Here is a 26,872-nt window from a genome sequence, read left to right on the forward strand (position 1 = left end):
GATGGTTGAGATGATAAAAAACGGTTTATTTTTATGTAGTATTGGTTCTTTGATCGTGTTGTATAGTTTGAATCCACATTCGCAAAGGTATGATTTGTATAGTATGGTCACAGGTCTTTTTCTAACAGGATTAGGAATCTATTTCTTCATGAAGGGAAAAAAAAGAGAAGAAGCAAAGGAGAAAAATAACTAATGGAAATCACGAAAAAATTAAATATTCCAGCATCGTTTTTTTACGATAAAGTTATGGACTCTGTCCTTTTCGATGTACGTAAAGCGACCGGCAAATCAGTAACTAGAAAACAGCTGAAAAATTTGGAGTACGTCAAACAATTCTCGCAAAATAACCGGGCTCGCATAAAAATCGAAGAAGTCATTGAAAACCAGTCTTATAAGTTTCGTACATCGACAACGAAGAATGAATTCGTCGTTCATTATCAAATCAAACCAGCAGACGATTCGACCTGTGAGGTTCATTACACAGAAAAAATGGAGTCTTATGGCATGCTTCAAAAGTTGAATGATATGCTTTTAGGAACGATCTTGATGTACTTTAAGCGGAGACGTTTCAAAAAAATGCTAGAGATGATCGAAGCAACGTATTAAATCAATGAAACATGGTACTATTTAGTTATTGAAAAATGAAGTAAGCTAGAAGGAATTTTTCATAGGAAGATAGGTCTTTCCTGTGAATCCTCACTAGCTTTTTTGTAGGAAGGGGCAGCAAAATGACAAACAAAGTAAGAGAGCTAGGTGTATCTTCGATTGAGGAAATGTTTGATTTAGCCACTTATGCATTTAATGGGGCAGATACACCTGAAAGGCGAGAACGTTTTCGTACACTTGCGGAGAATTCTTGGAATTACGGATTTTTTGATGAGGAGGATCGGCTAACAAGTCAAGTCATGGCAACCCCTTTTCCAGTGAATTTTTACGGACAAGAGTACCTAATGGCCGGCATTGGCTATGTTGCTTCTTATCCAGAAGCAAGGGGACAAGGCGGGATCAATCAGATCATGGAAAAGATCCTTGAAGATTGCCGTGATCGTAAAGTAAGCTTATCTTATCTGGCGCCATTCTCCTATCCCTTCTATCGGCGCTATGGCTATGAACAATCATTTGATAAAATCAGTTATCAACTAAACAGTCGTGATGTGCCGTTTATCAAAAAAAAATCTGGAAAAATAAAGCGTATGGATTTTGAAGATGCAAAAGCTGCAATCAGAAGAATTTATGAACAGATGCCGGAAAACCAACGAGCTGGTCTGAAGCGCGAAGACTGGTGGTATACGTATAAATTCAAGCAAAAAGGCAATTACCAGTTTGCTTTGCATTTTGATGATAATGAGGAAGCAACGGGATATATCGTTTATCAGCTTGCAACGTCTTCCTTTATTATTGCGGAGTGGGGATTTTTGGATCATGATGCTTTTTGCAGCCTTGTTCGCTTCGTAAGTTCTCACAATGGTGCTTTTGAAACATTTGAATATTCATGCGGCTACGGCGGTAATGATCAAAATTATCTATTAGAAAATCCATTTGCTTCTGTAATGATCACACCTTATATGATGGCGAGGATCGTAGATATTTCTTTGTTTTTGGAAAATTATCCATTTAAAAAGAGACAAGCTGCATTTGCCCTACAAATAGAAGAAGATCATTATGCGAAATGGAATGAAGGAATCGTGGAAGTAACAATCGAAAATGGAAAAAATCATCTCTCAAAAGTAGAACAAACAAAACTCCCAATCGTTCGAGGAAGTATCCAACATATCACGCAGCTATTATTAGGGTATCGTAAAGTGGAAGAGTTGGTATTCCAAGAAAGAATACAGGTGACAAAAGAATATGAAGAAACGTTAAGCTCAATCTTGCCACAGCAACAGCCAATTCTTAATGACTATTTTTGATAAAAAACGGGTGATGACAATATTTTTGTCACCACCCTTTTGTTTTTCATTTGGCATTTGAAGGAAAATGTTAAAGTAAATCCTCTTTTTTCGTAAATTTGAATTTTTTGTTTTCTTTTGTTTTAGGGTTTTCTTTTTTGTGGTCTTGGATTGCTTCTTTCGTAATCTTTTCCCGATTTTTTTTAGATGAATCTAAGCGTTCTGCGTATACTTTTTCTTTTGGCTTATCATTCATTGGAAAGAACCTCCCTACATTATTTCATTCTACCTCTAGTTTATCATCTGTTAAGGACTAGTGGAAACGTTTTGCCTAACTTATAAGCTGATTTTTTTAGCAGATAAGCTTGCAAGTAAAAAACAAACAAGCTACAATTGATTTATTGAAATTGTTCCTGTAGCTCAGTAGGATAGAGCAATCGCCTCCTAAGCGATAGGTCGCTGGTTCAATTCCAGTCAGGAACGTACAAATAACCCCTGTATCCTTTGCGGTACAGGGGGTTATTTTGTGTTTGTGCCAAAAATGTGCCGAACTAGTTATCATTTTTATATAAACTATCGAACACAGCATTGATTTTTTCTTTATCCTGATCTTCAAGTTCTCGAACAATATGAAGATAAGTAGGCATTGTAGTTTCTAAACTGCTATGGCCTAAACGTTTCGATACGCTAAGTATATTTACTCCTTGATAAAGTAAAATAGATGCATGCGTATGTCTTAGTCCATCAATAAACAGTCGAAGAGAAAATAGGCAAAAATTGATTACTAAAGAAAAACTTACTAGGTCGACGGTGTAGTTGATTTTCATACTTCAATAGATTCGAATTAAACGATTTCGATTGGCTTATACCAGTCCTATCCGACGAAAGATATATCGTTCTTAACTCTAGCGGTATAACTTGAAGCTTTACGTAAAGCCAATGGGAATGAACTGGAGATGACTTTTTATTATTTTTAGTAATAGCTGATGGGTTAATACTTACAACTTTCCTTTTCAAAGTACCATATAAAAAAACGGTGGGATTGTTTACGGTGGGGTTGTTTAGCGAAATAAAGGATCTAAGCCAATAGCTTAGATCCTTTATTCTATGCTTTATATTATTTTTTGCATGTGTGCGAAAGTATACTCAAGCCCAATCGCCATTTCGGAAAATCGGTACTGTAGAGCCATCTTCACGGATTCCGTCGATATCCATCTTGTCAGATCCTACCATGAAATCTACGTGGGTTTGACTTCTATTCAATCCAGCTTCTGCTAATTCTTCATCGGACATTTCCGTACCGCCTTTCACACTGAAGGCATAAGCAGAACCTAGTGCTAAGTGATTCGATGCGTTTTCATCAAATAATGTATTGAAAAAGATGATGCCAGATTGAGAAATAGGTGAAGGGTCAGGTACAAGTGCGACTTCTCCTAAACGACGCGCACCTTCATCTGTATCAAGCAGTTTTGCTAAGACATCTTCTCCTTGTTCGGCAGAAAAATCAACGACTTTTCCATCTTTAAAAGTAAATTTCATACCCGAGATGATGGTGCCAGCATAACTCAGTGGCTTTGTACTTGAAATGTAACCATCTACTCGATGACTGTCAGGTGCTGTGAACACTTCTTCCGTCGGCATATTTGCCATGAATTTTTCTCCACGAGCATTATAGCTTCCAGCGCCTTCCCAAAGATGGTTTTTAGGCAATCCGATAATGATATCTGTACCGGGAGCAGTATAGTGCAGGGCAGAAAATTGTTCTCGATTCAATTCTTCTGCTTTTTTTGCTAATTTTTCATCATGCTTCTTCCATGCTAAGACAGGGTCTTCTTCATAGACACGAGTCGTTTTGAAAATCTGATCCCATAATGCCTCAACTTGTTTTTCTTCTGGCAGTTCTGGGAAGACTTTTGCTGCCCATTGTTTACCAGCCGCAGCCACGACAGTCCAACTGACTTTATTTGCTTGAGTTGCCTTGCGTAAATTCATTAGTGCTTTGCCAGCCGCTGATTGATAAGACGCTACTCGATGGCTATCTACACCAGCAAATGCATCGGGATCGGCAGAAACAACACTGATCCTGCTTGCTCCTTTTTCAAGCCATTCATCCGCTTGATCGATTTTAGATTGTGGTACATTCTCAATACGATCCGTTGCAGCATGTAAAAGAAATTCTCTTTGGATCTGGTCGTCAGTCCATTGAACGATAACCTCAGCGGCTCCTAGTTTATAAGCTTCTTGTGTGATCAATCGAGCAAGGGGTGCCTGTTCCACGCTGATCTGTAAAACAACTGTGTGTCCTTTTTCTGTGGCTACGCCAGTTTCTGCAATTAAGCGTGCATATTTTTTTAGAAGTTCATTAAAATCAGATAACATAATAAAAATTCCTCCTCACCATTTTTTCTGGTAACTATTAGCATGATACCATTTAATTATGATTCAAACAATGAGGCTTTAAATAAAAAAAGGAGGTTATTTTTTTAAGGTTAAGTTTCATGATATATGTTATTACTTGCTATTTCAGCTTGTGAAGAAAATCAAAAACTAATTTTGCATATCAAAAAAAACATGTTACAATGAAATTAATCAATGGTGGAAGCGTTATAAAAAAATTAAGGAGATTAAAAAAATATGGCAAGAAAAAAGACGATTACTAGAGAACAGATTTTGGCAGCTGCTTATGAAGTAGCTGCCACCGATGGATTTACACGATTTACTGCGAGAAACATCGCGAACAAAATGAATTGTTCCACGCAACCGATTTATCTTGAGTTTAAAAATATGGATGACTTGAGACAAGCTCTTTTTGAGCAGATCTATGATCATTTACAATATGAAGTGTTCACTGTTGAGCATACAGGGAATACGATTATCGATCTTGCTTTTAATTATATCCATTTTGCAAGAAGAGAGAAGAAGTTGTATCGTTCACTGTACTTAGAAGAATATGGTGGAGGAAAAGAGATGCAGAATTTCTCTTATACTTACTTTGTGAATACAGTGAAACGCGATCCAGCTTATGTGAATCTTTCAGAAGAGCAGATCGAATCTTTGTATATTGGGACATGGATCATAGCTACTGGGATCGCAGCTTTGATGTCTTCAAGCATCATCCATCCAACTGATGAACAGATTGAAAAGATGATCCAAGACAGTATAGATGCTATCTTGAAATTCAAAGAACCAATCGAAATCGATTGAATATACTCAAAAGTTCCACAAATCAGTAGATAACAAGAGATGTGTCAAAATAAGGAAAAGTTCGTTTTTCTTACAGCGTATGCATTTTTAACTCCCGAAGAACTCTTCCATGAATGCAATGAATAAAAGAGCCATCCAGATTTATTCAATCTGTACGGCTCTTTTATTGCAAGTATATTAAATTTTTGCGACTAGTTCTTTAGCGAAAGCTTCTAAATTTTCGATATCTTCTTCTTCAGCATTCAGATCCACTTTAACATTTTCGGCTCCTTTTGATGCGCCTGTTTTTGCAAAAGCAGCATCGAAATCATCCACCGATTTGCAGAATTCATCGTAAAAAGTATCACCAGATCCGCAGACACCGTAAATTTTTCCCGATAGATCCAATTCTTGCAAGTCTTCATAAAAGTCTACGATCTCATCAGGCAGATCGCCATCATCGTATGTATAAGTAGCTACTACGCAAATATCTGCCTCCTCGAATTCATCTGCATCTACTTGGGTACATTCGTTGATTTCGACTTCGATATCCAGATTTTCAAATGCTTCTGCAACAATATCGGCGATTTCTTCAGTGTTTCCTGTCATGCTAGCATATACGATTTTTGCTAAAGCCATGATGTGCCTCCTCGTTTATAATTATTTAACAATTATGAATTATACCAAAACATCATTGAAAAGAAAATAAAACCTAGAGACACCTGTGGAATGTCATTTGGCTAAATGTATGCCGCTATGTTAAAATGAGAAGGATTTGTAAAAAGGAGACGAAAATATGATTACTTTAAAATCAGCACGTGAAATTGAAATGATGGCAGAATCTGGAGCTTTATTAGCAGATGTACATAAAAATCTGCGTGATTTTATAAAACCAGGAATCACAAGTTGGGATATTGAGGTATTTGTCAGAAACTATATCGAGAGTCATGGCGGAATTGCTGCGCAAATTGGCTTTGAAGGGTATGAATATGCGACTTGTATCAGTATAAATGATGAAATTTGTCATGGATTCCCTCGTAAAAAGCCTTTGAAAAACGGTGATTTGGTAAAAGTCGATATGTGTATCGATTTGAAAGGCGGCATTTCTGATTCTTGTTGGGCCTATGTAGTTGGAGAATCTACACCTGAGATCGACCGATTGATGGAAGTAACGAAGAAAGCTTTGTACATCGGTATTGAGCAAGCACAAGTAGGGAATCGGATTGGTGACATCGGTCATGCTATCCAAACTTATGTAGAAGGCGAAAATCTAGCGATCGTTCGTGATTTTATTGGTCATGGCGTTGGTCCTACGATTCATGAAGAACCAGCAGTTCCTCATTACGGAGAAGCTGGAAAAGGGTTGCGGTTGAAAGAAGGCATGGTTATCACGATCGAACCTATGGTTAATACCGGAACTTGGAAAATGAAAATGGATCCTAACGGCTGGACTGCGTATACAAGAGACGGCGGACTTTCTTGCCAATATGAACATACATTGGCTATTACTAAAGATGGTCCAAGAATTTTGACATCACAAGGAGAAGAAGGCACTTATTGATCTAGCCAGTCAATAGGTACGGGAGAGGTACATGAAAGTTTGGAACAAAATAAAACAAAATGAAAATCTGATGCGCTTTATTGAGACGACTCAAAAGCGCATCACTGATTCAGAAATGAGTACGACCTCTGTCGTCGTTGCTTATTATTTACTCTTGTCTTTATTTCCATTGATTATTGCTTTTGGTAATATTTTACCGTTTCTCCACATCGATCAAGAGACTGTACTGACCTATTTACGAGAAGTGATTCCTGAGACCGTTTACCAGTTTATCGGTCCTGCAATCAAAGACCTTTTGACACAAAGTTCAGGAGGCTTGTTATCCGTTTCTGCATTAGCGGCTTTATGGTCTGCAAGTCAAAGTATCAATGCTTTGCAAATTGCGATGAATAAAGCGTATGGCGTAGAAAATAGAAAAAATTTTTTGATCGTCCGTTTCTTCTCACTAATTGTCATTGTCTTGTTCATGATTGCTATTAGTGGGGTAACTATCGTTCTTGGGTTGGGACAGCTGATTTTGGATGCTATTCAGCCAATCGTACAAATACCCGTGAACTTTATCGATCAGTTCCAAACTTTGAAGTGGCCAATCACATTGGTAGCTTTATTTGTCATCATGTTCTTGATTTATTTAATTGTCCCTAATGCTCAGTTGAAGTTGAAGACGATCATTCCGGGCACGATCTTCGCTACTGTCGGCTGGATGCTGTTATCACAAGTGTTTAGTATCTATGCTAGGTATTTTGCAACGAGGATCAGCGGTTATCAGATCATAGGAAGTTTTATTGTACTCATGCTTTGGCTTAATTTTGCTGCTACGATCATCATTTTGGGCGGAATCATCAATGCAGTTGTTCAAGAATACGTGACGGGTCATCAAATCAAAAAACGTCGAGATCCAAGCCGAAAATGGTTCAATAAATTGAAAACTAAATTTTCTCATAAAAAAAAGTAGAAACAAGAGTTCTTATTGTAAATTTATATCAGTAATTTATAATAATTATGACTCTTAATTAAAGTAGGTGCCCATATGCTTGTTTCTTTTAGTATGGTTATAAGATTTTTTCTGACAATTTTATTATCACTGATATTAACACCTGTATTCAAAATCATTTCAGTACAAACAGGTATGGTCGACAAACCAAATGAAAGAAGAATAAATAAAGTTCCAATGCCTTCAGCGGGCGGACTGCCTATCTTTATTTCATTTGTTATATCGACTTTATTCTTATTCCGTAAAATTATCCCTCAATCGTATATTGTACCGATCTTGATTGCTTCTTTAGTAATCATAGTCACAGGAGTGCTCGATGATAAATATGAGCTGACACCTAAACAAAAAAGTATAGGGATCTTGATTGCTTCTCTTATTATTTATTTTGTAGCAGATATACGTATTGATTCCTTCACGCTTCCTTTTATTGGATATATCCAACTAGGCTGGCTTAGTTTTCCCGTAACGATTTTTTGGATCTTCGGTATCACGAATGCGGTCAATCTGATTGACGGTTTGGATGGGCTGGCGGCCGGGATTTCATTGATCGGTTTAATTACGATAGGAATCATTGGATATTTTTTCCTCCATGCTTCTACAGTGTATATTCCAGTTGTTATTTTCTGTCTTGTAGCAAGTATTATCGGTTTTTTTCCTTACAATTTTTATCCGGCAAAGATTTATTTAGGCGATACAGGAGCTCTATTCCTAGGGTTTATGATGGCCGTCCTTTCACTACAAGGGCTGAAGAACGTGACTTTTGTTTCATCGATTTCTTTGCTGATCGTCATGGGAGTGCCGGTAACAGACACGTTTTTTGCTATCATTAGGAGAAAAGCAAACCGTGTTTCTTTTTCTACAGCAGATAAAAAACATCTTCATCACCGACTAATCTGTTTAGGCTTTACTCATAAAGGTGCTGTCCTGACGATTTATGCGATGGCTTTGATGTTTTCTTTCACAGCTATGGTCATGAATTATACTGGAAGAATCGGAACGATCATATTGATTATTGCCATGTTGTTTGCTGCAATTTTATTATTTGAATTGATTGGTCTGATCAATGAGAAACATCAGTTTATTTTAAAAACATTGCGATTTTTAGGGAATAAAGAGTACCGTACGCAAGTAAAACAGAAATATTTGAAGAAATGGAACCGTCATATAGATGAATAACAAATTAAACCAGCCGATCCTTATTAGTATTGTGACGGCAAACAGTGATAAAATTTTTCGGACACTAGATAATTTTATTTCAACTGTAAAAGATGAAACAGCAGTAAAAATCCGAATTTTTGACAACAATTCACTTCCAGAGTACAAAAAAAGACTAACAAAGTATAGGAAATATCCCTACATCGATATCTATTTTCATGATGAAAATTCCGGATTTGGTTATGGACATAATCACAATCTGATAGCTAGCGATTCTCGCTATGGCATTATTTGTAACCCAGATATTTTAGTGGATGAAGAGACAGTTACAGCATTGGTGTTGTTACTGAAAGAACATCCCGAATGCGCGATGTTAGCACCTAAGATTCTTAATGAAGATGGGACCACTCAGCACCTCATCCGTGAGCGGCTGGCTGTTTTTGATTATGTTTTGCGCTTTGTGCCTTTCAAATGGGTCAAAAAAAGGTTTGATAAACGGCTGGCTGTCTTTGAATGCCGTGGCTTGCCCACTGATGTTGATAGTTATGTGCGAATGATCTCGGGCAGTTTTATGGTAGCTGATATTGATAAATTTAAAGAGATAAGGGGATTTGATGAGCGTTTCTTCATGTACTTTGAAGATAATGACTTGTGTTTGAGTTTTGAAAAAGCAGGTTACAAATTATTGTACACACCCTTTTATGCAGTCGTCCATTTTTATGGAAAGGGTGCACATCGAAATGCAAAACTTTTTCGTGTGTTTTTGACTTCTATGATGAAATTTTTCAATAAGTGGGGGTGGCGTTTTTTCTGATGAAACCAGAAATAGTAGTAGTAGTCGTGCTCTATCAGCAACTATTCAGCCAATCTCCAACTTATGGACCATTAAGCAAAGCACTTAGCGAAAAGCATATTCAGCTTGTTATTTACGATAATAGTCCTCAAAGACAGCAAAATGAGCTGTTTGAAAAAGAAAATACCATTTACTATCATGATCCGCAAAACCCTGGATTAGCGGCGGCTTATAATTATGCGTTGTCTCAAGCAAATGAAAGAACACGTTGTATCGTTACATTGGATCAGGATACGAGGCTAGTCGACGACTATTTTGGAATCTTGCGTAAAGTAGCTTTTACAGATGAATGTGTTGCTGCAGTTCCGATGATTTTTTCTGGGGGACGGCAAGTTTCTCCCGTCTATTCGAATCATTATATCAATCGTACAGCACAAGCAGTAGAAGTAGACGGTACGACAGCTGAAAGAATCATGGCAATCAATTCAGGTGTGGCATGGTCTGTCAAATTTCTAAAAAAGATTGGCGGGTTTAATCCTGCTTTTTCTTTAGATTTTTTGGATCATTGGCTGTTTTGGAAAGTGAATCAGTTGGAAAAAACGGTGGAGATACTACCAGTACGACTGGAACATGATCTTTCGGTATTAGACTATGAAAAAGTTTCAAGCAATAGATACCGTTCTATTTTACAAGCAGAAAATCGATTTTATCATGAATATGATCAAAGACATTTATCCAGTCACCGACAACAATTATTGTTAAGAACAGTTAAACAGTTTTTGACCGTCAAAAACCGGCATATCTGGCGGATGACTTTGCGCTCATATGTTAAGAATTGGAAGGTGTGAATTCGTGCGTTCGGTTTGTATAGCTACCTTTAATGGGGGCAGATATTTAAGAGAGCAGTTGGATAGTATTTTATCTCAGCTTTCAGCAGAAGATGAAGTGATCATTTCTGATGATGGGTCAGTAGATGATACATGGGATATATTGACTGAATACGCAGAAAAAGATAGACGGATAAAGCTTTTTTCAGGACCTCGTCAAGGGTTGATCGCTAATTTTGGCTATGCGATCCAGCAGACGAAAGGAGAGCTAATCTTTTTGGCAGATCAAGATGATGTTTGGTTAGAGACAAAAGTGAAAAAAATCACTGACTATTTTGAACAGCATCCGGATCAGTTAGTAGTCGTTTCAGATTTGATCATTGTGAACAGTAAGCTGCAAGAGATCCATGCTTCCTATTTTTCATTCCGAAATTCCAAAGAAGGATGGGTCAATAATGTGATACGAAGTCATTATATTGGTGCAGGTATGGCTTTTCGCTCTTCGCTGAAATCCGATATTTTGCCGATTCCGTCAGAAGTGCCTATGCATGACATGTGGATCGGTTTGTTGGGAGGAAGGAAGACTGGGTTTCTGAGAGAACCTTTGACACTGTATCGAAGACATGATTTAAATGCGAGTGAGATTGAAACGCATTCTAAATTACGCCAAAAAATTTCCTGGCGTGTTCATCTGATTATGGCGTTGATCAAACGAAAATGGTTTAAACGTTGATAAAAGATGTTTAAATCCTTAATATTTCCATGACAAATATAACGATTGATGAGATAATAGCAAAGTGAAATTTGAAATCAAAAAGGAGAGCATATATCCATGAAGGGAATCATTCTTGCTGGGGGCAGCGGAACACGTCTGTACCCTTTAACAAAGGCAACATCGAAACAATTGATGCCGATTTATGACAAACCAATGATTTATTATCCAATGTCTACTCTGATGTTGGCGGGAATCAAAGAAATTCTGATTATTTCAACGCCACAAGATACACCACGTTTCAAGGAATTATTTGGAAACGGAAATGATTTAGGACTGCAGATCGAATATGCAGTACAAGAAAGTCCAGATGGATTGGCACAAGCGTTTATCATTGGAGAAGAATTTATTGGAGATGATAGTGTCTGCTTGGTATTAGGGGACAATATTTACTATGGTGGCGGTCTGTCTAAAATGTTGCAACGAGCAGCTTCAAAAGATGCAGGCGCGACAGTATTTGGCTATCATGTCAATGATCCAGAACGCTTTGGTGTAGTAGAATTTGATGAGAATATGCAAGCTTTGTCGATTGAAGAAAAGCCTGCTCAGCCAAAATCACATTACGCAGTAACTGGCCTTTATTTTTATGACAATGAGGTGATTTCTATTGCTAAAGGAATCAAACCGTCAGAACGTGGAGAACTAGAAATCACAGATGTCAATAAAGCATATTTGGATAAAGGAAAATTATCTGTAGAACTTATGGGACGCGGATTTGCTTGGCTTGATACAGGAACACATGAATCATTGCTTGAAGCATCTACCTTTATCGAAACGATTGAAAAACGTCAGAATTTAAAAGTGGCTTGTTTGGAAGAAATTGCTTACCGTATGGGCTACATTGATAAAGAACAACTGCTAGCCCTTGCACAGCCTTTGAAAAAAAATCAATACGGTCAATATTTATTGAATTTGGCCGCTGAATAAGGAGTTCCTACAGATGAAAGTAACAGATACAAAATTAACAGATGTAAAAATCGTGGAAATGGATGTCTTTGGCGACCATCGCGGTTTTTTTACAGAAAGCTATTCAAAAGCAAAATTTGCAGAACATGGATTAGATTATGACTTTGTTCAAGACAATCATTCGTTATCTGCTGAAGCTGGTGTTCTTCGCGGGCTTCATTTCCAAAAAGGAGAAGCTGCACAGACAAAATTGATTCGTGTGGTTACTGGAGCAGTTTTAGACGTAGTAGTGGACATCCGCAAAGGCAGCCCGACTTATGGTCAATGGGACGGATTTATCTTATCTGAACATAATCATCGTCAGTTGCTTGTACCTAAAGGATATGCACATGGATTCGTTACTTTAACACCAAACGTGAACTTCCTTTACAAGTGTGATAATTACTATAATGCAGAAGCAGATGGAGGCATCGCATTTGATGATCCAGATTTAGCGATTGATTGGCCAATTGATTCATCAAGAGCGATTATGTCGGAAAAAGATCACCGTCATCCGACATTAAAAGAATTTGAAGCAGAAAATCCATTTGTTTACGGAGAAATCTAAGAATTAAGGAGAAATTTTCTTATGAAAAACATCATTGTTACCGGAGGTGCCGGATTCATCGGCTCTAATTTCGTTCATTACGTGGTAAACAATCATCCAGAAGTGCATGTCACTGTTTTGGATAAACTGACTTATGCAGGAAACAAAGAGAACTTGGCTGGACTTCCTAGCAATCGCGTAGAATTGGTCGTAGGAGATGTTGCAGATGCAGAATTAGTGGACCGTCTAGTAAAAGAAGCGGACGCAGTTGTTCATTACGCGGCAGAATCCCATAACGATAATTCATTAAAAGATCCTTTCCCATTTGTACAAACGAATATCATTGGTACGTATACACTTTTAGAAGCTTGCCGCAAGTATGATGTACGCTATCATCACGTATCTACTGACGAGGTTTACGGAGATCTTCCATTACGTGAAGACCTACCGGGATATGGAGAAGGCGAAGGAGAAAAATTCACTGCCGAAACACCATATAATCCTTCAAGCCCATATTCTTCTACAAAAGCTGGTTCAGATCTGTTAGTAAAAGCGTGGGTACGCTCTTTTGGCTTACGTGCAACTATTTCAAATTGTTCAAACAACTATGGTCCTTACCAGCATATTGAAAAATTTATACCTCGCCAAGTAACGAACATTTTAAGCGGTATTCGTCCAAAATTATATGGTGAAGGGAAAAATGTTCGTGACTGGATCCATACAAATGATCATTCTTCAGCAGTGTGGTTGATTTTGACAAAAGGCAGAATTGGCGAAACCTATCTGATCGGTGCGGACGGCGAAGAAGATAATAAGACTGTGATGGAATTGATCTTAGAAATGATGGGTCAACCAAAAGACGCATACGACCATGTAAACGACCGTGCAGGGCACGATTTGCGTTATGCAATCGATTCGACAAAATTGCGAGAAGAGCTAGGTTGGCAGCCTGAGTTTACGAACTTCCGTGATGGGTTGGCTGACACGATCAAATGGTACGAAGAACATGAAGACTGGTGGAAAAAAGAAAAAGAGGCCGTTGAAGCAGCATATGCCAAAAATGGACAATAATACAGAGAAAATTTCACTGTATTAATGGAAAAACACATGTGAGGCAGGCGCTCGCCTGTCTCTTTTTTAAAATAAAAATCAAGGAGCGGATAACCATATGTTTTTATTAACTGGAGGAAATGGACAATTAGGTACAGAATTGCGCCATTTATTAGATGAAAAAAATCTGCCATATGTTTCAACAGATGCAAAAGACTTGGATATCACAGATGCTGAGAAAACAATGGCTTATATTACAGAATTAAAACCGGATGTTATTTTCCATTGCGCAGCTTACACAGCAGTAGATAAAGCAGAAGAAGAAGCAAAAGAATTAGATGAGAAAATCAATGTCGATGGCACAAGAAATGTAGCGCTTGCAGCAAAAGCTGTGAATGCTCAATTCGTCTATATCAGTACAGACTATGTCTTCGATGGAAAAAACAAAAATGTAGAGTACGAAGTAGATGACCAAACGAATCCACTAAATGAATATGGTCGTACGAAATTATTAGGTGAAAAAGCAGTAGAAGAGATTTTAGAAGACTATTATATCATACGAACTTCTTGGGTTTTCGGGATTTATGGACACAATTTCGTCTTCACGATGCAACGCCTAGCGGAAACCCGCGACAAACTGACTGTAGTAAATGACCAGTTCGGGCGGCCAACTTGGACACGTACTTTGGCAGAATTTATGGTATATGTTATCGAAGAAAAAGCACCATTCGGTATTTATCATTTGTCGAACGAAAATAGCTGTTCTTGGTATGAATTTGCCAAAGAAATATTGAAAGATACAGATGTGGAAGTAGCGCCTGTTACATCGGAAGAATTTCCACAAAAAGCAACGCGTCCGCAGTATTCAGTCATGAGCCTGAAAAAGACAGAAGCGTTAGGATTTGCCATACCAACTTGGCAAGAAGCACTTGCGCAAATGCTGGAAGCTGCCAAAAAAATGAATAAGTAATTTCCTTTTTATCAAATAGAATTTGGAGCATGATATGGAAAAACAAACAAGAAGTGCACGACGAAAAGAAAAACCAAAAGCGAATCAGGCAGATTCGAATTTGGTGCTTGACCTGTTTCTAAAACTCCGATACCTTATTGGTGTTTTAGTCATCGTGGTCATTGTTACTTTTAATTTAAACGGAAGTTCACTTGGTGTTTGGGATAAATATGTGTCGCAAAGAGACGATGGGAAAAAAACTGATGTGATTTTTGGACAGAATCGGGAAGTGCGGTCAGATGAATGGCTGGTGCAGACACCTTTTTACCTCTCACAAGCTGAAGAGGACTTTCCGTTGGTGAACGAAGATTATTCATTGAACGGACAAAACATGATCATTGCGTATAATTCTCCTGTAAAGGATATTACGGTTATCGGAAAACCATTCAACTGGGGATTCTTTTTCCTCGGAAGAGATCGAGGCCTTTCCTTTTATTGGGCGATGAAATTAGTCGTCATGATCTTGCTTGGATTCGAAGTACTGATGATATTAACGAAGAGAAAAAAAGCATTATCGCTGATTGGCGCATTTGCGCTGACATTTTCTCCCGCAGTCCAGTGGTGGTTCATGCAGCATGTGGGCGATTTGATTTTCTTTACTTTGGGATTGATGACTGCTTTTTATCATTATTTCTATAATCATGATAAAAAATGGCTGCGAACGTTGATGATGCTTTTGGTGGTTATTTTCGGTATTGGGTTTATTTTAGTGATTTACCCAGCCCATCAAGTGATGCTGGCGTACTTGCTGATTTTTTATTTTGTTGGACTGCTTATTTACTACAGCAAGAAAATTTCTTGGGATCTGTTGGATGTAGTGTTGATTGGAGGGGCAGTTTTATTTATTGGCGGAGTCATGGTTCATTTCTGGCTGACGTCAAAAGACGCATTGTTAGCTTCTTTGAATACCTTATATCCAGGAAAACGAGTCAGTACCGGTGGAAAGTGGACGATTGGCGAATTTTTTTCTTTCCTGACAAACTGGAAAATTCCTTTTGAAGACATCAACTATTCGAATAACTCTGAAGTGGCTTTGTTCTACCACTTCTTTCCAACTGTATTCCTAGCCAGTCCATTTGTCTTATTTGGCAAAAAAGATAGTGAACAAAAGTTATTGGGACGTATTTTGATGATTTTTTGTCTGTTTTCTATCTTTTGGATTACCGTTGGATTGCCAAAATGGCTAGCAGAAATTACTCTGCTGTCTTATGTTCCTCCTTTAAGAGCCATCCTTACTTTTAGTTTTGCGGCTTGCCTATTATCAATTTGGTTCATCGCTTATATTTGGAGAGAAGATGTTATTCCTATTTGGTATAAATTCATTTTACTGGCAGTAAACGCATGGTCTTATTTCTATGCACTTACTCATTCGAAGATGGATAATTATTTTTCAGATTTCGAAACCATCGCAGTCGTTGTGTTGGGAACAGTGATTTTAGCTTTTGCATTATTTGGATGGAGACGCTTGTTTTATCTTGCTTTTGCCGCCGTGATCATCGCATCTGGTTTCTTTGTCAATCCAGTCGTAGAAGGTACTGGAGCGATTTTTGAAAAAACACTGGCAAAAGAAATCCGAAAAATCGATCAACAAGACCCTGGCAAAGTCTGGTTGACTGAAGATGAACTGTATAACTTCACCCCAACTTTGGGTGTGAAATCTTTCAATACAGTCCGCTTTTATCCAGATATGGCTGCATGGAAGAAAATCGATCCAAAAGAAGAATATGAGAAGTATTATAATCGGTATGCTCACACAAGAGCTTTTATCGCTAAGGAAGATACAAAGTTCATTTTAGATCGTCCAGATATGTTCTCAGTCACGTTGAATTTTGAAGACGCAGAAAAGTTAGGGATCAACTATGTAATCAGTAAGCGACCGTTAACTGATTACAATCAGTTATATGAAGCTCAATTCACACAACTATATGGACCGGATAAAGATGGTTATATGATTTTTAAAGTAGAATATCCCGATTATCCAGATGTACCACAAACACAAACTCAGGAAAATCAGCTAGTCTTACAGTAATGGGCTAGCTGAGAACAACCCTGAAGTATTATTAGAAAGGAGAGTGGAGATAATTCAAGCAATCGTACAAAAATTTGTCAACAAAATGAGTGCTGGTTTCTTGCTTTTGTTGCTGACGCTGGTCTTTTCTGTTTGGACAGCAGGATTAAGCTTCCCAGCCACTTTGTTTATATATAACAACAGTTCGCTACTTATCACTTTTAGTGTGGCTATTTTGCTCATTTTAAATGTTTATAAAGCAAAAGGCGTCGATTTTCTTTATTTAGGTGTTGCGCTTGCACTTTTCATTTTCTTTTCTTACTTTCGGGAATTAAGAAATGAGTCTTTATTTGGAGATTTACTGTTTCCTTTGATTATTTTATTTTGTTTAGTAATTAAATGGATTGAGTGGACAAAATGGGATCGCGGGATTTATCTGCTTGTCTTTACGGTCTTCCTCGGAATCACGTTATATCGTGTATTTACAGAGATCCAAGTACCAGAAGGACAAAGCATCTGGGCTCCAGGAAATTCGCTTTCTGATATTTGGATCAATACGAATACAATCGGAAGTTCTTTGATGACTCTTGCTTTATTGATCAGCGGATTTGCCAGTTCTTTTGAACGGTGGTATGTTCGTATCATCGGTGGGATAGCAGTCGTTGCATCCTTTTTAGGTATTTGGGTCTGCCAATCAAGAGGCGCATTAGTTGCATTGATTGTTTTTGCGATATTGGATCTTTTACCTAAATCATTGATGCGTGTCATTCGTGCACCGTTTATTGCCTATACGGCTACGATTCTTTTGGCTTTACCGATTTCTTATCTAGCCGCTGTTTCCGAAAAAGTCAATTTGTTTACCGGTCGAGAAGATATTTGGCATAAATTCTATCAGACGCTAGGAGAAAAATCTGAGCAAGTTTTACTAGGGATGAAAACATTCATCTTCCAACGAGGAAACCAATTTTTAGGAAACCACAATAGTTATAATTCTATTTTGAATATCTATGGGTTAATAGGGTTTGGAATTGCTGCTTTGCTACTTATCCTTTTTATTGGTCGCTTAACGTTGAAAGCAGATTTATCCAACGGGCAGATGACTTTTATCTGGGCTTTTTTTGCGGTGATGATGCAGTCATTTATGGAGGATACATTGACTTCATATCCATGGGTTCCGATTATTTATATCCTGTTGGCTATGTCCGTTCATCGCTATGACGAAACGAAAGTTATGGAAGAATACTATGACATAGAAGAGCCATATGACGACATGAATGCTGGAGATCCAAGTTATGAGGAACAACCAGATAGCGCTCATTCTTCCAGGATCCAACGCTATCATTGATAGGCGCAAAATACGAGAGAGGCTGTGACAACCGTCGCAGCCTTTTTTGGTTTATTGCAATTGTCTAGCATCTTCTGTAAAATAGAAACGTTAGAGAAAATCTTGTATCATAGAAAATTAAGAAATAAATAAGAACGCAGCTCGGTACCAAAAATATGGTAAAATGGCACTTGACTGTAATTCACTGAAATCGCTTGGAGGAACACAAATGTTTAAAGATTTGTATTTATTTATGAAGGACATTTATCAGAACAGAAAATTACTGCTACAGTTTTCGATCAATGACTTCAAATCAAGATATGCAGGATCGTTTTTAGGGATCTTATGGGCGTTTATCAATCCGTTATTTACTGTATTGATTTATTGGCTGGTATTTGGCGTTGGATTGAAAGCACAAATGATCGATGCAAAATACCCATTTATCGTATATTTAGTTACCGGGATGATTCCTTGGTTCTTCTTCTCTGATGCCTTTGCATCAACTACGGTTGTTTTTCGGGAATATACTTATTTAGTAAAGAAAGTCGTATTCAATATTCGTATCTTGCCCACGACGAAAATCCTATCCAATTTGTACACCCATTTATTTTTCATTCTGATTGGCATAGCTGTTGCGCTTATAAATGGTATATATCCTTCAGCCATGTCTTTACAGCTGATTTACTATCTATTTTGCATGTGTGCTTTCTTGACAGGATTGACTTGGCTGACAGCATCCATCCAACCATTTTTACCAGACATCATGCAATTGATTACGATCGTCTTGCAGTTGATCATGTGGACGTTGCCGATATTATGGAGCCCGAACCAGTTTGACTCAGGTCTTGTAAGCATATTGAAATTAAATCCGCTGTACTATGTTGTTCAAGGCTATCGTGAGTCGTTTTTAAGTGAAGCTTGGTTCTGGGAGCATGGAACATATACTTTGTATTTCTGGGTGTTCACATTAGTAATGTTCGTAATCGGCTCTGCAGTGTTCCGTAGATTGAAACCACATTTTTCAGATGTGTTGTAAGGAGAATAGCTATGACAGAATATGCAATTAGACTAAAAGATATCACAAAATCTTATAATATGTACGCAAAACCGTCGGATCGATTTCGTGAAGCTCTTAATCCTTTTAAGAAATCCTATCATGATGTGTTTTATGCGTTGAAAAACGTGAATGTAGAAATAAAAAAAGGTGAGATGATCGGTTTCGTTGGAGAAAACGGATCCGGAAAATCTACGATGTTGAAAATCATTACAGGGGTACTGACACCAACAGCCGGTACGATGGAAATCGAAGGGAAAATCTCTGCTTTGCTAGAACTAGGTTCAGGATTCAATCCTGAGTATTCTGGCTATGAAAATATCTATTTAAATGGGATGGTACTAGGCTTTTCAAGAGAAGAAGTCGATGAAATGGTCGATGATATCATTGAATTTGCTGACATCGGCGACCATATTTATCAACCTGTAAAAACTTATTCAAGTGGGATGTTCGTTCGTCTAGCTTTTGCTGTAGCAATCAATGTGAATCCTGATATTTTGATTGTAGATGAAGCATTGGCAGTAGGAGACCTTGAATTTCAACTAAAATGTATGGAAAAATTTACAGAAATCAAGAACTCGGGAAAGACGATTTTATTCGTTTCTCATGATATCAGTTCGATTCGCCGTTTTTGTGATCGTTCCTATTGGTTGAAAAACGGAGAAGTCATCGAATATGGCGATACGATGGAAGTAACGACGAATTATGAAAACTTTTTAAAGAAAAAATCAGTTAAAACAGTGGATCGGAATAAAAACCAAGTAGAACGGTTCGCCGCTCCAGATATCGTCGACGTGACGAAAGCGGAATTGTTGGATAAAGACAAAAATCCGGTGGATATGCTGGAACAAGGAGAAAAACTATACGTTAAAGTAACTTATGAAGTAAAAGATGATACAATCAAAAATCCGGTTTTAGGAATTGCGCTACGAACAGTCGACAATTTTTATGTGTGCGGACTCAATACTCTACTAGATGGTATCAAGATTCCTTGGAAAAAAGGAGAGAATATCTTTTATCTGGAGTATGAAAAGTTAGGTTTGTTAGCTGGTGAATATTATTTTGACGTTGCGGTCTTTGAAGAAAATGCAACGGTTCCTTTGGTATATAAGACAAAGTACATGAATTTGTTTGTCAGCGGTTCTTATATCGGAGAAGGCATCGTGGTCTTAGACCATAAATGGGAAGAAGGGACTCATAGCAATGAAATATGATTTTGAAATGGACCTAGATGAACAAAGCAGTGTGGGAAAAATTGCCGCACAGATCAAACCAGGAAGTAAAGTTTTAGAGTTTGGTCCCGGAAACGGCCGATTAACGAAACATTTAATCGGTGCAAAACAATGTGAAGTGAGCATTGTTGAGTTAGATAAGGAATTGTTCGATTTTGTCAGCGAATTTGCTCAAGATGGATTTTATGGTGATATCGAAAGTTTTGAGTGGGCAAACTATTATGCTGGACAGACATTTGATTACGTCTTGTTTGCGGATGTTTTAGAACATTTGGTAGATCCTGGAAAAACATTGAAGAAAGTCAGAGAATTTTTGAATGAAGAAGGAGAGATCCTGATTACATTCCCTAACTTGGCGCATAATTCTGTCATGATCGATTTGTTCAATAACCAATTGCCGTGGGCTTCTTATGGTCTCCTAGATGAAACCCATAATTCTTTTTATACTCATGATGGCTTCCAAAAAGTTTTTGAAAAAGCGGGATTATTCATTAATATTGAAGATTATTTGTACTTAGCTGTAGGTGATACAGAATTAAAATCAACTTATGAAGAATTGCCAGAAGCTGTACGCTATGATTTCAAAATGCGACCATTCGGTGAAGTCTACCAATACTTTTTCTCATTGATGAAACATCCAGTAGCACAAAGTTCCATTGCACAGCCACAAAATTCTAATTATGTAAAAGTGTTAGAAGTAACCCAGCAAACGAAACAAGATGAAACAATCCACCAAATACCATTCAATAATTTCACTGGGGAAAATGAGACACTAAGTTTCCCCGTATCAGAAACAACAGAAAGAATGGTGTTTCGCTTCGCGCAACAACCTAGCTTTATCGAATTCAGCGCAGAAGCTGCCGGAGAAAAACTAACATTTATCGATTCGAATGCTGTAGTCAAAACAGTAAATGATTGTTATTTGTTTGATGGGAAAGAATTACCAGAGTTCGTTCTAACGGATATTTCTGGGAAAGAAGTGACTATCCATTGTCACTATCGCTTTATCGGGGAATTGACACCAACAATGAAAGAATTGTTGGAAACGATTCGTCCCATGGCTGAAGTCACAAAGCAGCTTTCTGAGAAAAATGATGAATTAGAAAGAGAAAATCATCATCTTCTTGAGGAAAATACAAGACTAAATCATATGTTAAAAACAACCACAAATCGCTATTGCACATTGTTGGAAAGTGATGAATGGACAATCAAACATAGATTAGGACGACGTAAGAAAGAAACATCGAAAAAAATCCAAGAAAAAGAGCTTTCTATATGTATTGACGAGAAAATCTGGGATGCAGAAACAAAAATATTAAAAATCATCGGATGGGGAATCGCTAATTCGGATCGCCAGCCATTGTCCTATAAGTTATCAGCTGACCAATCGCCATTTTTCGAAGCAATTCCTGTTTCACGAGAAGAAGTCAATCAAGCAGAACAGCTCGCAAAAGGAACAGAAGCGGGATTTGAATTACGAATCCTCTGCGAGCAAGAACGTTCATTCTTAGTGGAAGCAGTGGCTCAAAATGGCCAATCATGGATCATTGAAATGTAAATAATGTTTAACTTATAAAGATAAGGAGTAAACGAATCGTGCAAAAAAAAGAAATTGCCGTATTTATCGATCAAATCACTCGTGAACGGGCCACTGGCGATTTGCTTATTGTGGGCTGGGCAATTGATGAAGTGACCAAAGAAATCCCTACGATAAAGGTAGAAAAAGAAAATGTGATTGCTGAAGCAACACATGTCGTAAGATTGGATATCAATCATTTATATAATCTTGATGTTAAGACCCAAAGCGGTTTTAAGATACGTTTATCGGGGAAAATGAGAGGAAAAGCAATCTTAGACTTCCAAACAGCGAGATATCAAAATGGCATAGCTGTGAAATTAAACGGTAAATACCCTTATGATGACGGCATTGAATCTTCATGGGAAAGAAAAAAAAGATTACTGAAAAAAGGGATAAATTATGCAAGGACTCATGGCGTAAAAAAAGCAATCCGCCGAGTCAAATTGGAATTGAAGCCAGGATCGATCGACTATGCAGAATGGATCAGTCGTCATGAGAAACCAGATCTGAAAGAGCAAAGGAAAGAAGCACAAGGATTTGCGTACCGCCCATTGATTTCCATACTTATGCCTGTCTATAACGTTGAAATCAAATGGCTCGAAAAATGCATTGATTCGGTACTGGATCAAACGTATGATCATTGGGAACTATGTATCAGTGATGATGCTTCTACTGATCCAGCTATCCGAAAGTGTCTGGAATCCTATCAAGCAAAAGATGATAGAATCAAAGTCGTTTTCCGACAAGAAAATGGACACATCAGTCTGGCAACTAATTCTGCATTGGAAATGGCAGAAGGAGAGTTTATAGCACTCTTAGATAATGATGATGAATTACCGCCATTTGCATTATATGAAGTGGCAAAAGTGCTAAACGTACATCCAGAACTAGATTTGATCTACAGTGACGAAGATAAAATCGATGCAGATGGCAATCGTTTTGATCCGCACTTCAAAGCAGACTGGTCGCCTGATACATTGATGGGAAATAATTATATCTCTCACTTAGGCGTATATCGAACAAGCATTGTTAAAGAACTTGGCGGTTTCCGTAAAGGTTATGAAGGGTCTCAAGATTATGATTTGGTCCTTCGTGTGACAGAACAAATCCCTGCAGATCATATTTACCACATTGACCGAGTCTTGTATCATTGGCGGACGATCCCAGGGTCAACTGCAAGTAATGGTGAAGCCAAAAGTTATATCTATGATTCCGGAGCGAAAGCATTGACAGATGCCCTGTTTAGAAGGAACATCAAAGGAAGCGTACGTCCTGGCAGAATTTCTGGATTTTATGAGATTACTTATGACGTCTTGCAAGAGGATTTGGTCAGTGTGATCATTCCAACGAAGAATGGCTATGAAGATCTAAAAACTTGTGTGGATTCGATCATCGAAAAAACGTCTTATTCAAATTATGAAATCATTATTGCGGATAATGGAAGTACAGATCCAAAAATGCAAGAATTATTTGCGGAATACAAGCATCAGCTGAAAGACCGCTTTATCGTAGAATTGATTGACATTCCATTCAATTATTCTCGAATCAACAATTTAGCAGCAAAAAAAGCAAACGGCAAATACTTTTTATTCTTGAATAACGATACAGAAGTGATTGAGCCAGATTGGATGACGGCGATGGTTTCTTATGCACAGTTTGATCGAATCGGCTGTGTAGGAGCAAAACTGTTTTATCCAGATGATACAACGCAGCATGCAGGAGTATTATTAGGAATCGGTGGTGTTGCAGGGCATGCATTGAATAACTATGATCGAACACATTGTGGTTATTTCGGCCGATTGGTCATTGATGTCAATTACTTAGCTGTCACTGCAGCTTGTATGATGGTCAAGGCAGCTGACTTCAATGCTGTCAATGGATTTGATGAAACATTAGAAGTAGCATTCAACGATGTTGACTTGTGCTTGAAAGTTTATGAATTGGGTCGTTACAATGTCTATGCACATCAAGCAGAATTGTACCATTTCGAATCTAAATCAAGAGGTTATGAAGATACACCAGAAAAACAAAGACGTTTTGCTGGGGAAATCAAAAAAATGCAAGATAAGTGGCCTTCTTATATTGCTCATGACCCATTTTATAACGATAATCTAACTAAAGAAGGAATCGGCGATTTTTCGTTGAGACCTGATTGATCAAAAAAACTGTATTTTCATTTTTATTGATGAAAATACAGTTTTTTTAGTTTAGTATATGAATATTGTAACTTGTGACCGAAGAGATGATAGGAAGAACATCCATTCAGTAGGAAGCGTGTGATACGGTTTTTGTCCAACTCTCTGTTAGGCAGAAATACACATATAAGCATACAATAGTTGCCTTTTCTAGTTTCTTTTAATTTCTTTTACAATTTGGTTATTCACTAGGTTTTTAAACTTTGCTATGGTAAGATGATAGAGGCATTATTTTATGGTTAGGAGTGTATATATGAATAAAAATGGGGAGTGGAATGCGGCACGCAGGATATTCATTATCATCATGGATGTACTTGTATTGAATGTGTCGATCTATCTTAGCTTTTTGCTGAAGTTCCAAGGAGAAGTCCCAGCAAGAAACTTAGAGACCTTTCAGCATTCAGCAGTTTTTATTTCCATTATCTTTATTGCGTTGAATATTTTGTTAGGAGCTTATGTATTCTATAACCGAATGATCAGTGATATCGTCTTCATTACTGTTATTGGACAGGTGCTGATAGCATTGGGGATCATGGTAGTTACTTTTGCTGGACGTTGGTTTGCATTTCCGCGTGGCGTCATCGTGCTCTCGTTTATACTTGGCACGATATTACTTAGCGTTTATCGGATAGTCGTTTATAAACTATACTTAAGAGTCAGTCGTGATAAGAAAGTACTTATCGTAGGTTTGGAGAAAGATGTCGCACCAGCGATCCAAAACTTTCAATCTAAGAAAAACAACAAACATAAGGTTGAAGCAGTAGTGATCGACAATTATTATGAAAACACAAAAAAATTGATTGATGACATCGATATTGTCTACCTAGCTTCTAAAATCCCAGAAGATGAAAAAATCAATATTTATCAATTAGTGACAAAAAAAGAGAAGAAGCTGTTTTTAAATACAACTTTTGAAAATTTAACGATGATCAATCCGAACATCATGAATTTCGAAGATGAAAGTATCATTGAAGCTTCCGGTTTCAAAATTCAGCCGGAATATGAATTATTCAAACGTCTCTTTGATATCATCGTTTCGCTTATTTTACTGATCCTCGCTTCACCTTTTATGCTAATCACAGCGATTTTGGTAAAAACAACTTCACCTGGACCAATTATTTATAAACAAGTACGTATTACGAAAAATCAAAAGGAATTTTCAATCTATAAATTTCGTTCCATGAGTGCAACAGCTGAAGCAAAATCAGGCCCAGTCTTGGCAAAGAGCAATGATGCACGTGTGACACCAGTAGGCAAATTTATCCGTGCCGTACGTTTTGACGAATTACCTCAAATCTTTAATGTATTGAAAGGCGATATGTCGATTGTCGGACCACGTCCAGAAAGACCATTTTTCGTTGATCAGTTCAATGAAGAAAATCCTTATTATTATTTAAGACACAATGTACGTGCAGGGATTACCGGATATGCACAAGTATATGGAAAATATGTATCAGATTATAATAGTAAACTACGTTTTGATTTGTTGTATATCAAAAAGTATTCCTTACTATTAGATTTGAAGATTTTACTTCAAACAATCAAAATCTTATTTGATAAGATGTCCTCACAAGGACTAGATGAAGATGAAAATATCAGTTCATTAGCAGAAATCGACTTTTCACAAGAGAAAATTTATCGCTAAGCTGGAGGAAAGAAATGAAATGAGCCATCCGATATTTAGTATAATTGTTCCAGTTTATAATGCCGAAGACACGATCGTTCATACAATAGAAGTTTTAAAAAATCTGGCATTTGAAGAATATGAAGTGATTTTGGTCAATGATGGGTCAACTGACAAAACAGAGCAGCTGATTCAGTCAGCTATCCAAGGAGATAGTCATTTTCAACTTTTTACAACCGAAAATCAAGGACCTGGACTTGCTCGAAATGAAGGCATCAAGCAAGCTACAGGGAAATATGTATTATTTTTCGATGCAGACGATGAGCCAGTCAAAGAAATTTTGGCAGATTATCAGCAGTTGTTTGAACAGTATCCTGAAGCAGATTTGCTTATCAGTTCTTTTACATTCCGCACGCTAAGCGGGGAAGAAATCATTTCGGAAAAGGACTATCTTGTTCCAGAATACCAATATACAAATCATGAACAGTTCGTGGATGATATGTATCAACTGATGAATCAGCAGTTGATGTATGTGGTTTGGAACAAATGTTACAAGAGGGAAATCTTGATGGAAAAACAGATTCTATTCAAAAATTACAGCAGTTGTGAAGACCGTATCTTCAATTTGAACTATTATGAACATTGTCAGCAAGTAATATTGAATCCAAGAATCGAGTATATCTATCATTTTGAAGGTGGAAAAGGGATAACCAACCAATATAAACCGAATAAATTTGAAACCTTTAAAGAATTTTATGAATTAGCAAATGTCGTGACAAGTGATAAAGACAAACCAGGTATGGCTTCTCTTCTTTTAAAAGGAACAACCTCTGTCATTTTTTCTATTTATGAGAATTCTGAGCGAACTGCTAAAGAAAAAAGAGAAGAAGCTATGCATATCTTGAATGATCCAGCCATCCAAGAAGCTAAAAAGGTTGCATTGACTGATTCCAGCGCGAAAAAAGTAACAAAATGGCTGTATAATTTGCCGGCTCCTCTATTATTATCTGCGGTGAAAGCCGGCAGCTTTGTGGAAGTGAAAATGCCAAGCATCATGGCATTGTTGAAGAGAGTTTATTAAAAAAGTCGGAATAAGGGGTTGTGACTGTCTTTTGTCACAACCCTTTTAAA

The 26,872-nt window shown here is 37.5% G+C and carries 25 protein-coding genes, 1 tRNA gene and 1 pseudogene; 23 read left to right on the forward strand and 4 right to left on the reverse strand.

The genetic code is table 11. The annotated features are described in order from the left end of the window. Positions 1-10 precede the first annotated feature (10 nt). The 3 genes from RG571_RS02500 to eis all read left to right on the forward strand — a co-directional run bounded on the left by RG571_RS02500 (position 11) and on the right by eis (position 1,910). Complete coding sequence (locus RG571_RS02500; protein ID WP_002286596.1) at positions 11-193, forward strand: DUF3188 domain-containing protein; 183 nt, start codon at positions 11-13, stop codon at positions 191-193. After that, positions 193-606: a DUF3284 domain-containing protein gene (locus tag RG571_RS02505; protein ID WP_002339629.1), complete on the forward strand. Its 414-nt coding sequence runs from the start codon at positions 193-195 to the stop codon at positions 604-606. Before RG571_RS02500 ends, RG571_RS02505 begins: the two co-directional genes overlap by 1 nt. A gap of 122 nt (positions 607-728) precedes the next feature. Then, positions 729-1,910 (forward strand): enhanced intracellular survival protein Eis, encoded by a 1,182-nt coding sequence (eis, locus tag RG571_RS02510; protein ID WP_002286589.1) that lies wholly within the window; start codon positions 729-731, stop codon positions 1,908-1,910. 70 nt (positions 1,911-1,980) lie between these two features. Here the strand turns inward: eis and RG571_RS02515 are convergent, their stop codons facing one another. Then, positions 1,981-2,145 carry a hypothetical protein gene (locus RG571_RS02515; RefSeq protein ID WP_002286676.1) on the reverse strand — a complete coding sequence of 55 codons (165 nt, stop codon included), beginning with the start codon at positions 2,143-2,145 and terminating at the stop codon, positions 1,981-1,983. Between the two features lie 153 nt (positions 2,146-2,298). Here RG571_RS02515 and RG571_RS02520 point away from each other — a divergent pair. After that, positions 2,299-2,372, forward strand: a tRNA-Arg gene (locus tag RG571_RS02520). 68 nt (positions 2,373-2,440) lie between these two features. Here the strand turns inward: RG571_RS02520 and RG571_RS02525 are convergent. Both RG571_RS02525 and RG571_RS02530 read right to left on the reverse strand, forming a co-directional pair. Next, a pseudogene (locus RG571_RS02525) lies at positions 2,441-2,638 on the reverse strand (tyrosine-type recombinase/integrase); the annotation flags it as partial. A 397-nt stretch (positions 2,639-3,035) separates the two neighbouring features. Further along, a complete protein-coding gene (locus RG571_RS02530) occupies positions 3,036-4,268 on the reverse strand; it encodes an aminopeptidase (RefSeq protein ID WP_002297964.1) in 1,233 nt (410 codons plus the stop codon). 255 nt (positions 4,269-4,523) lie between these two features. On the opposite strand from RG571_RS02530, the gene RG571_RS02535 reads away from it, so the two are divergent. Then, entirely contained in the window at positions 4,524-5,093 is a 570-nt protein-coding gene (locus tag RG571_RS02535; protein WP_258430240.1) for a TetR/AcrR family transcriptional regulator, read from the forward strand. Positions 5,094-5,270: 177 nt separating this feature from the next. Here RG571_RS02535 and RG571_RS02540 read toward each other — a convergent pair whose 3' ends face one another. Beyond that, positions 5,271-5,711, reverse strand: coding sequence for a flavodoxin (locus tag RG571_RS02540; protein ID WP_002297963.1), 441 nt, complete (start codon positions 5,709-5,711; stop codon positions 5,271-5,273). Positions 5,712-5,868: 157 nt separating this feature from the next. On the opposite strand from RG571_RS02540, the gene map reads away from it, so the two are divergent. From map to RG571_RS02630, 18 genes are all read left to right on the forward strand, one after another. Beyond that, on the forward strand, positions 5,869-6,633 hold the full coding sequence (map, locus tag RG571_RS02545; protein ID WP_002294533.1) for a type I methionyl aminopeptidase: 765 nt from the start codon (positions 5,869-5,871) through the stop codon (positions 6,631-6,633). A gap of 31 nt (positions 6,634-6,664) precedes the next feature. Then, positions 6,665-7,588 carry a YihY/virulence factor BrkB family protein gene (locus tag RG571_RS02550; protein ID WP_002286461.1) on the forward strand — a complete coding sequence of 308 codons (924 nt, stop codon included), beginning with the start codon at positions 6,665-6,667 and terminating at the stop codon, positions 7,586-7,588. Positions 7,589-7,663: 75 nt separating this feature from the next. Beyond that, positions 7,664-8,803: an MraY family glycosyltransferase gene (locus tag RG571_RS02555; RefSeq protein WP_002339631.1), complete on the forward strand. Its 1,140-nt coding sequence runs from the start codon at positions 7,664-7,666 to the stop codon at positions 8,801-8,803. Further along, positions 8,796-9,596, forward strand: a complete 801-nt coding sequence (locus RG571_RS02560) for a glycosyltransferase (RefSeq protein WP_002339632.1) — start codon at positions 8,796-8,798, stop codon at positions 9,594-9,596. The genes RG571_RS02555 and RG571_RS02560 overlap by 8 nt, the downstream gene beginning before the upstream one ends. Further along, positions 9,596-10,423, forward strand: coding sequence for a glycosyltransferase (locus tag RG571_RS02565; protein ID WP_024634784.1), 828 nt, complete (start codon positions 9,596-9,598; stop codon positions 10,421-10,423). Before RG571_RS02560 ends, RG571_RS02565 begins: the two co-directional genes overlap by 1 nt. A gap of 4 nt (positions 10,424-10,427) precedes the next feature. Further along, positions 10,428-11,135, forward strand: coding sequence for a glycosyltransferase family 2 protein (locus RG571_RS02570; protein ID WP_258430241.1), 708 nt, complete (start codon positions 10,428-10,430; stop codon positions 11,133-11,135). Between the two features lie 99 nt (positions 11,136-11,234). Beyond that, a complete protein-coding gene (rfbA, locus tag RG571_RS02575; protein ID WP_195193411.1) occupies positions 11,235-12,101 on the forward strand; it encodes a glucose-1-phosphate thymidylyltransferase RfbA in 867 nt (288 codons plus the stop codon). Positions 12,102-12,114: 13 nt separating this feature from the next. Then, the gene (gene rfbC, locus RG571_RS02580) at positions 12,115-12,687 is read left to right on the forward strand and encodes a dTDP-4-dehydrorhamnose 3,5-epimerase (RefSeq protein ID WP_195193412.1); all 573 of its coding nucleotides are present in this window, start codon (positions 12,115-12,117) and stop codon (positions 12,685-12,687) included. Between the two features lie 21 nt (positions 12,688-12,708). After that, complete coding sequence (gene rfbB / locus RG571_RS02585; protein ID WP_308947766.1) at positions 12,709-13,737, forward strand: dTDP-glucose 4,6-dehydratase; 1,029 nt, start codon at positions 12,709-12,711, stop codon at positions 13,735-13,737. Between the two features lie 97 nt (positions 13,738-13,834). Further along, the gene (rfbD, locus tag RG571_RS02590; RefSeq protein WP_002315336.1) at positions 13,835-14,686 is read left to right on the forward strand and encodes a dTDP-4-dehydrorhamnose reductase; all 852 of its coding nucleotides are present in this window, start codon (positions 13,835-13,837) and stop codon (positions 14,684-14,686) included. Between the two features lie 34 nt (positions 14,687-14,720). Beyond that, a complete protein-coding gene (locus RG571_RS02595; RefSeq protein WP_258430243.1) occupies positions 14,721-16,754 on the forward strand; it encodes a hypothetical protein in 2,034 nt (677 codons plus the stop codon). Positions 16,755-16,797: 43 nt separating this feature from the next. Further along, entirely contained in the window at positions 16,798-18,078 is a 1,281-nt protein-coding gene (locus RG571_RS02600; RefSeq protein ID WP_308947483.1) for an EpaQ family protein, read from the forward strand. Positions 18,079-18,286: 208 nt separating this feature from the next. Beyond that, entirely contained in the window at positions 18,287-19,093 is an 807-nt protein-coding gene (locus tag RG571_RS02605; protein WP_002289081.1) for an ABC transporter permease, read from the forward strand. A gap of 11 nt (positions 19,094-19,104) precedes the next feature. Then, positions 19,105-20,325 carry an ABC transporter ATP-binding protein gene (locus RG571_RS02610; protein WP_308947481.1) on the forward strand — a complete coding sequence of 407 codons (1,221 nt, stop codon included), beginning with the start codon at positions 19,105-19,107 and terminating at the stop codon, positions 20,323-20,325. Continuing rightward, a complete protein-coding gene (locus tag RG571_RS02615; RefSeq protein WP_230340878.1) occupies positions 20,315-21,901 on the forward strand; it encodes a bifunctional 2-polyprenyl-6-hydroxyphenol methylase/3-demethylubiquinol 3-O-methyltransferase UbiG in 1,587 nt (528 codons plus the stop codon). Before RG571_RS02610 ends, RG571_RS02615 begins: the two co-directional genes overlap by 11 nt. Positions 21,902-21,939: 38 nt before the next feature. Next, positions 21,940-24,078, forward strand: a complete 2,139-nt coding sequence (locus RG571_RS02620; protein ID WP_230340879.1) for a glycosyltransferase family 2 protein — start codon at positions 21,940-21,942, stop codon at positions 24,076-24,078. Between the two features lie 292 nt (positions 24,079-24,370). After that, positions 24,371-25,762 carry a sugar transferase gene (locus RG571_RS02625; RefSeq protein ID WP_002322621.1) on the forward strand — a complete coding sequence of 464 codons (1,392 nt, stop codon included), beginning with the start codon at positions 24,371-24,373 and terminating at the stop codon, positions 25,760-25,762. A gap of 19 nt (positions 25,763-25,781) precedes the next feature. Next, positions 25,782-26,822 (forward strand): glycosyltransferase family A protein, encoded by a 1,041-nt coding sequence (locus RG571_RS02630; protein WP_230340880.1) that lies wholly within the window; start codon positions 25,782-25,784, stop codon positions 26,820-26,822. The last annotated feature ends 50 nt before the right edge of the window (positions 26,823-26,872 follow it).

It is taken from the genome of Enterococcus sp. FR204, from assembly GCF_031143325.1.
Taxonomy (GTDB): domain Bacteria; phylum Bacillota; class Bacilli; order Lactobacillales; family Enterococcaceae; genus Enterococcus_B; species Enterococcus_B faecium.

Coding starts and splice junctions, on each gene's coding strand:
- RG571_RS02500 (WP_002286596.1), top strand. CDS start 11: ATGATAAAAAACGGTTTATTTTTATGTAGTATTGGTTCTTTGATCGTG.
- RG571_RS02505 (WP_002339629.1), top strand. CDS start 193: ATGGAAATCACGAAAAAATTAAATATTCCAGCATCGTTTTTTTACGAT.
- eis (WP_002286589.1), top strand. CDS start 729: ATGACAAACAAAGTAAGAGAGCTAGGTGTATCTTCGATTGAGGAAATG.
- RG571_RS02515 (WP_002286676.1), bottom strand. CDS start 2,145: ATGAATGATAAGCCAAAAGAAAAAGTATACGCAGAACGCTTAGATTCA.
- RG571_RS02530 (WP_002297964.1), bottom strand. CDS start 4,268: ATGTTATCTGATTTTAATGAACTTCTAAAAAAATATGCACGCTTAATT.
- RG571_RS02535 (WP_258430240.1), top strand. CDS start 4,524: ATGGCAAGAAAAAAGACGATTACTAGAGAACAGATTTTGGCAGCTGCT.
- RG571_RS02540 (WP_002297963.1), bottom strand. CDS start 5,711: ATGGCTTTAGCAAAAATCGTATATGCTAGCATGACAGGAAACACTGAA.
- map (WP_002294533.1), top strand. CDS start 5,869: ATGATTACTTTAAAATCAGCACGTGAAATTGAAATGATGGCAGAATCT.
- RG571_RS02550 (WP_002286461.1), top strand. CDS start 6,665: ATGAAAGTTTGGAACAAAATAAAACAAAATGAAAATCTGATGCGCTTT.
- RG571_RS02555 (WP_002339631.1), top strand. CDS start 7,664: ATGCTTGTTTCTTTTAGTATGGTTATAAGATTTTTTCTGACAATTTTA.
- RG571_RS02560 (WP_002339632.1), top strand. CDS start 8,796: ATGAATAACAAATTAAACCAGCCGATCCTTATTAGTATTGTGACGGCA.
- RG571_RS02565 (WP_024634784.1), top strand. CDS start 9,596: ATGAAACCAGAAATAGTAGTAGTAGTCGTGCTCTATCAGCAACTATTC.
- rfbA (WP_195193411.1), top strand. CDS start 11,235: ATGAAGGGAATCATTCTTGCTGGGGGCAGCGGAACACGTCTGTACCCT.
- rfbC (WP_195193412.1), top strand. CDS start 12,115: ATGAAAGTAACAGATACAAAATTAACAGATGTAAAAATCGTGGAAATG.
- rfbB (WP_308947766.1), top strand. CDS start 12,709: ATGAAAAACATCATTGTTACCGGAGGTGCCGGATTCATCGGCTCTAAT.
- rfbD (WP_002315336.1), top strand. CDS start 13,835: ATGTTTTTATTAACTGGAGGAAATGGACAATTAGGTACAGAATTGCGC.
- RG571_RS02595 (WP_258430243.1), top strand. CDS start 14,721: ATGGAAAAACAAACAAGAAGTGCACGACGAAAAGAAAAACCAAAAGCG.
- RG571_RS02605 (WP_002289081.1), top strand. CDS start 18,287: ATGTTTAAAGATTTGTATTTATTTATGAAGGACATTTATCAGAACAGA.
- RG571_RS02610 (WP_308947481.1), top strand. CDS start 19,105: ATGACAGAATATGCAATTAGACTAAAAGATATCACAAAATCTTATAAT.
- RG571_RS02615 (WP_230340878.1), top strand. CDS start 20,315: ATGAAATATGATTTTGAAATGGACCTAGATGAACAAAGCAGTGTGGGA.
- RG571_RS02625 (WP_002322621.1), top strand. CDS start 24,371: ATGAATAAAAATGGGGAGTGGAATGCGGCACGCAGGATATTCATTATC.
- RG571_RS02630 (WP_230340880.1), top strand. CDS start 25,782: ATGAGCCATCCGATATTTAGTATAATTGTTCCAGTTTATAATGCCGAA.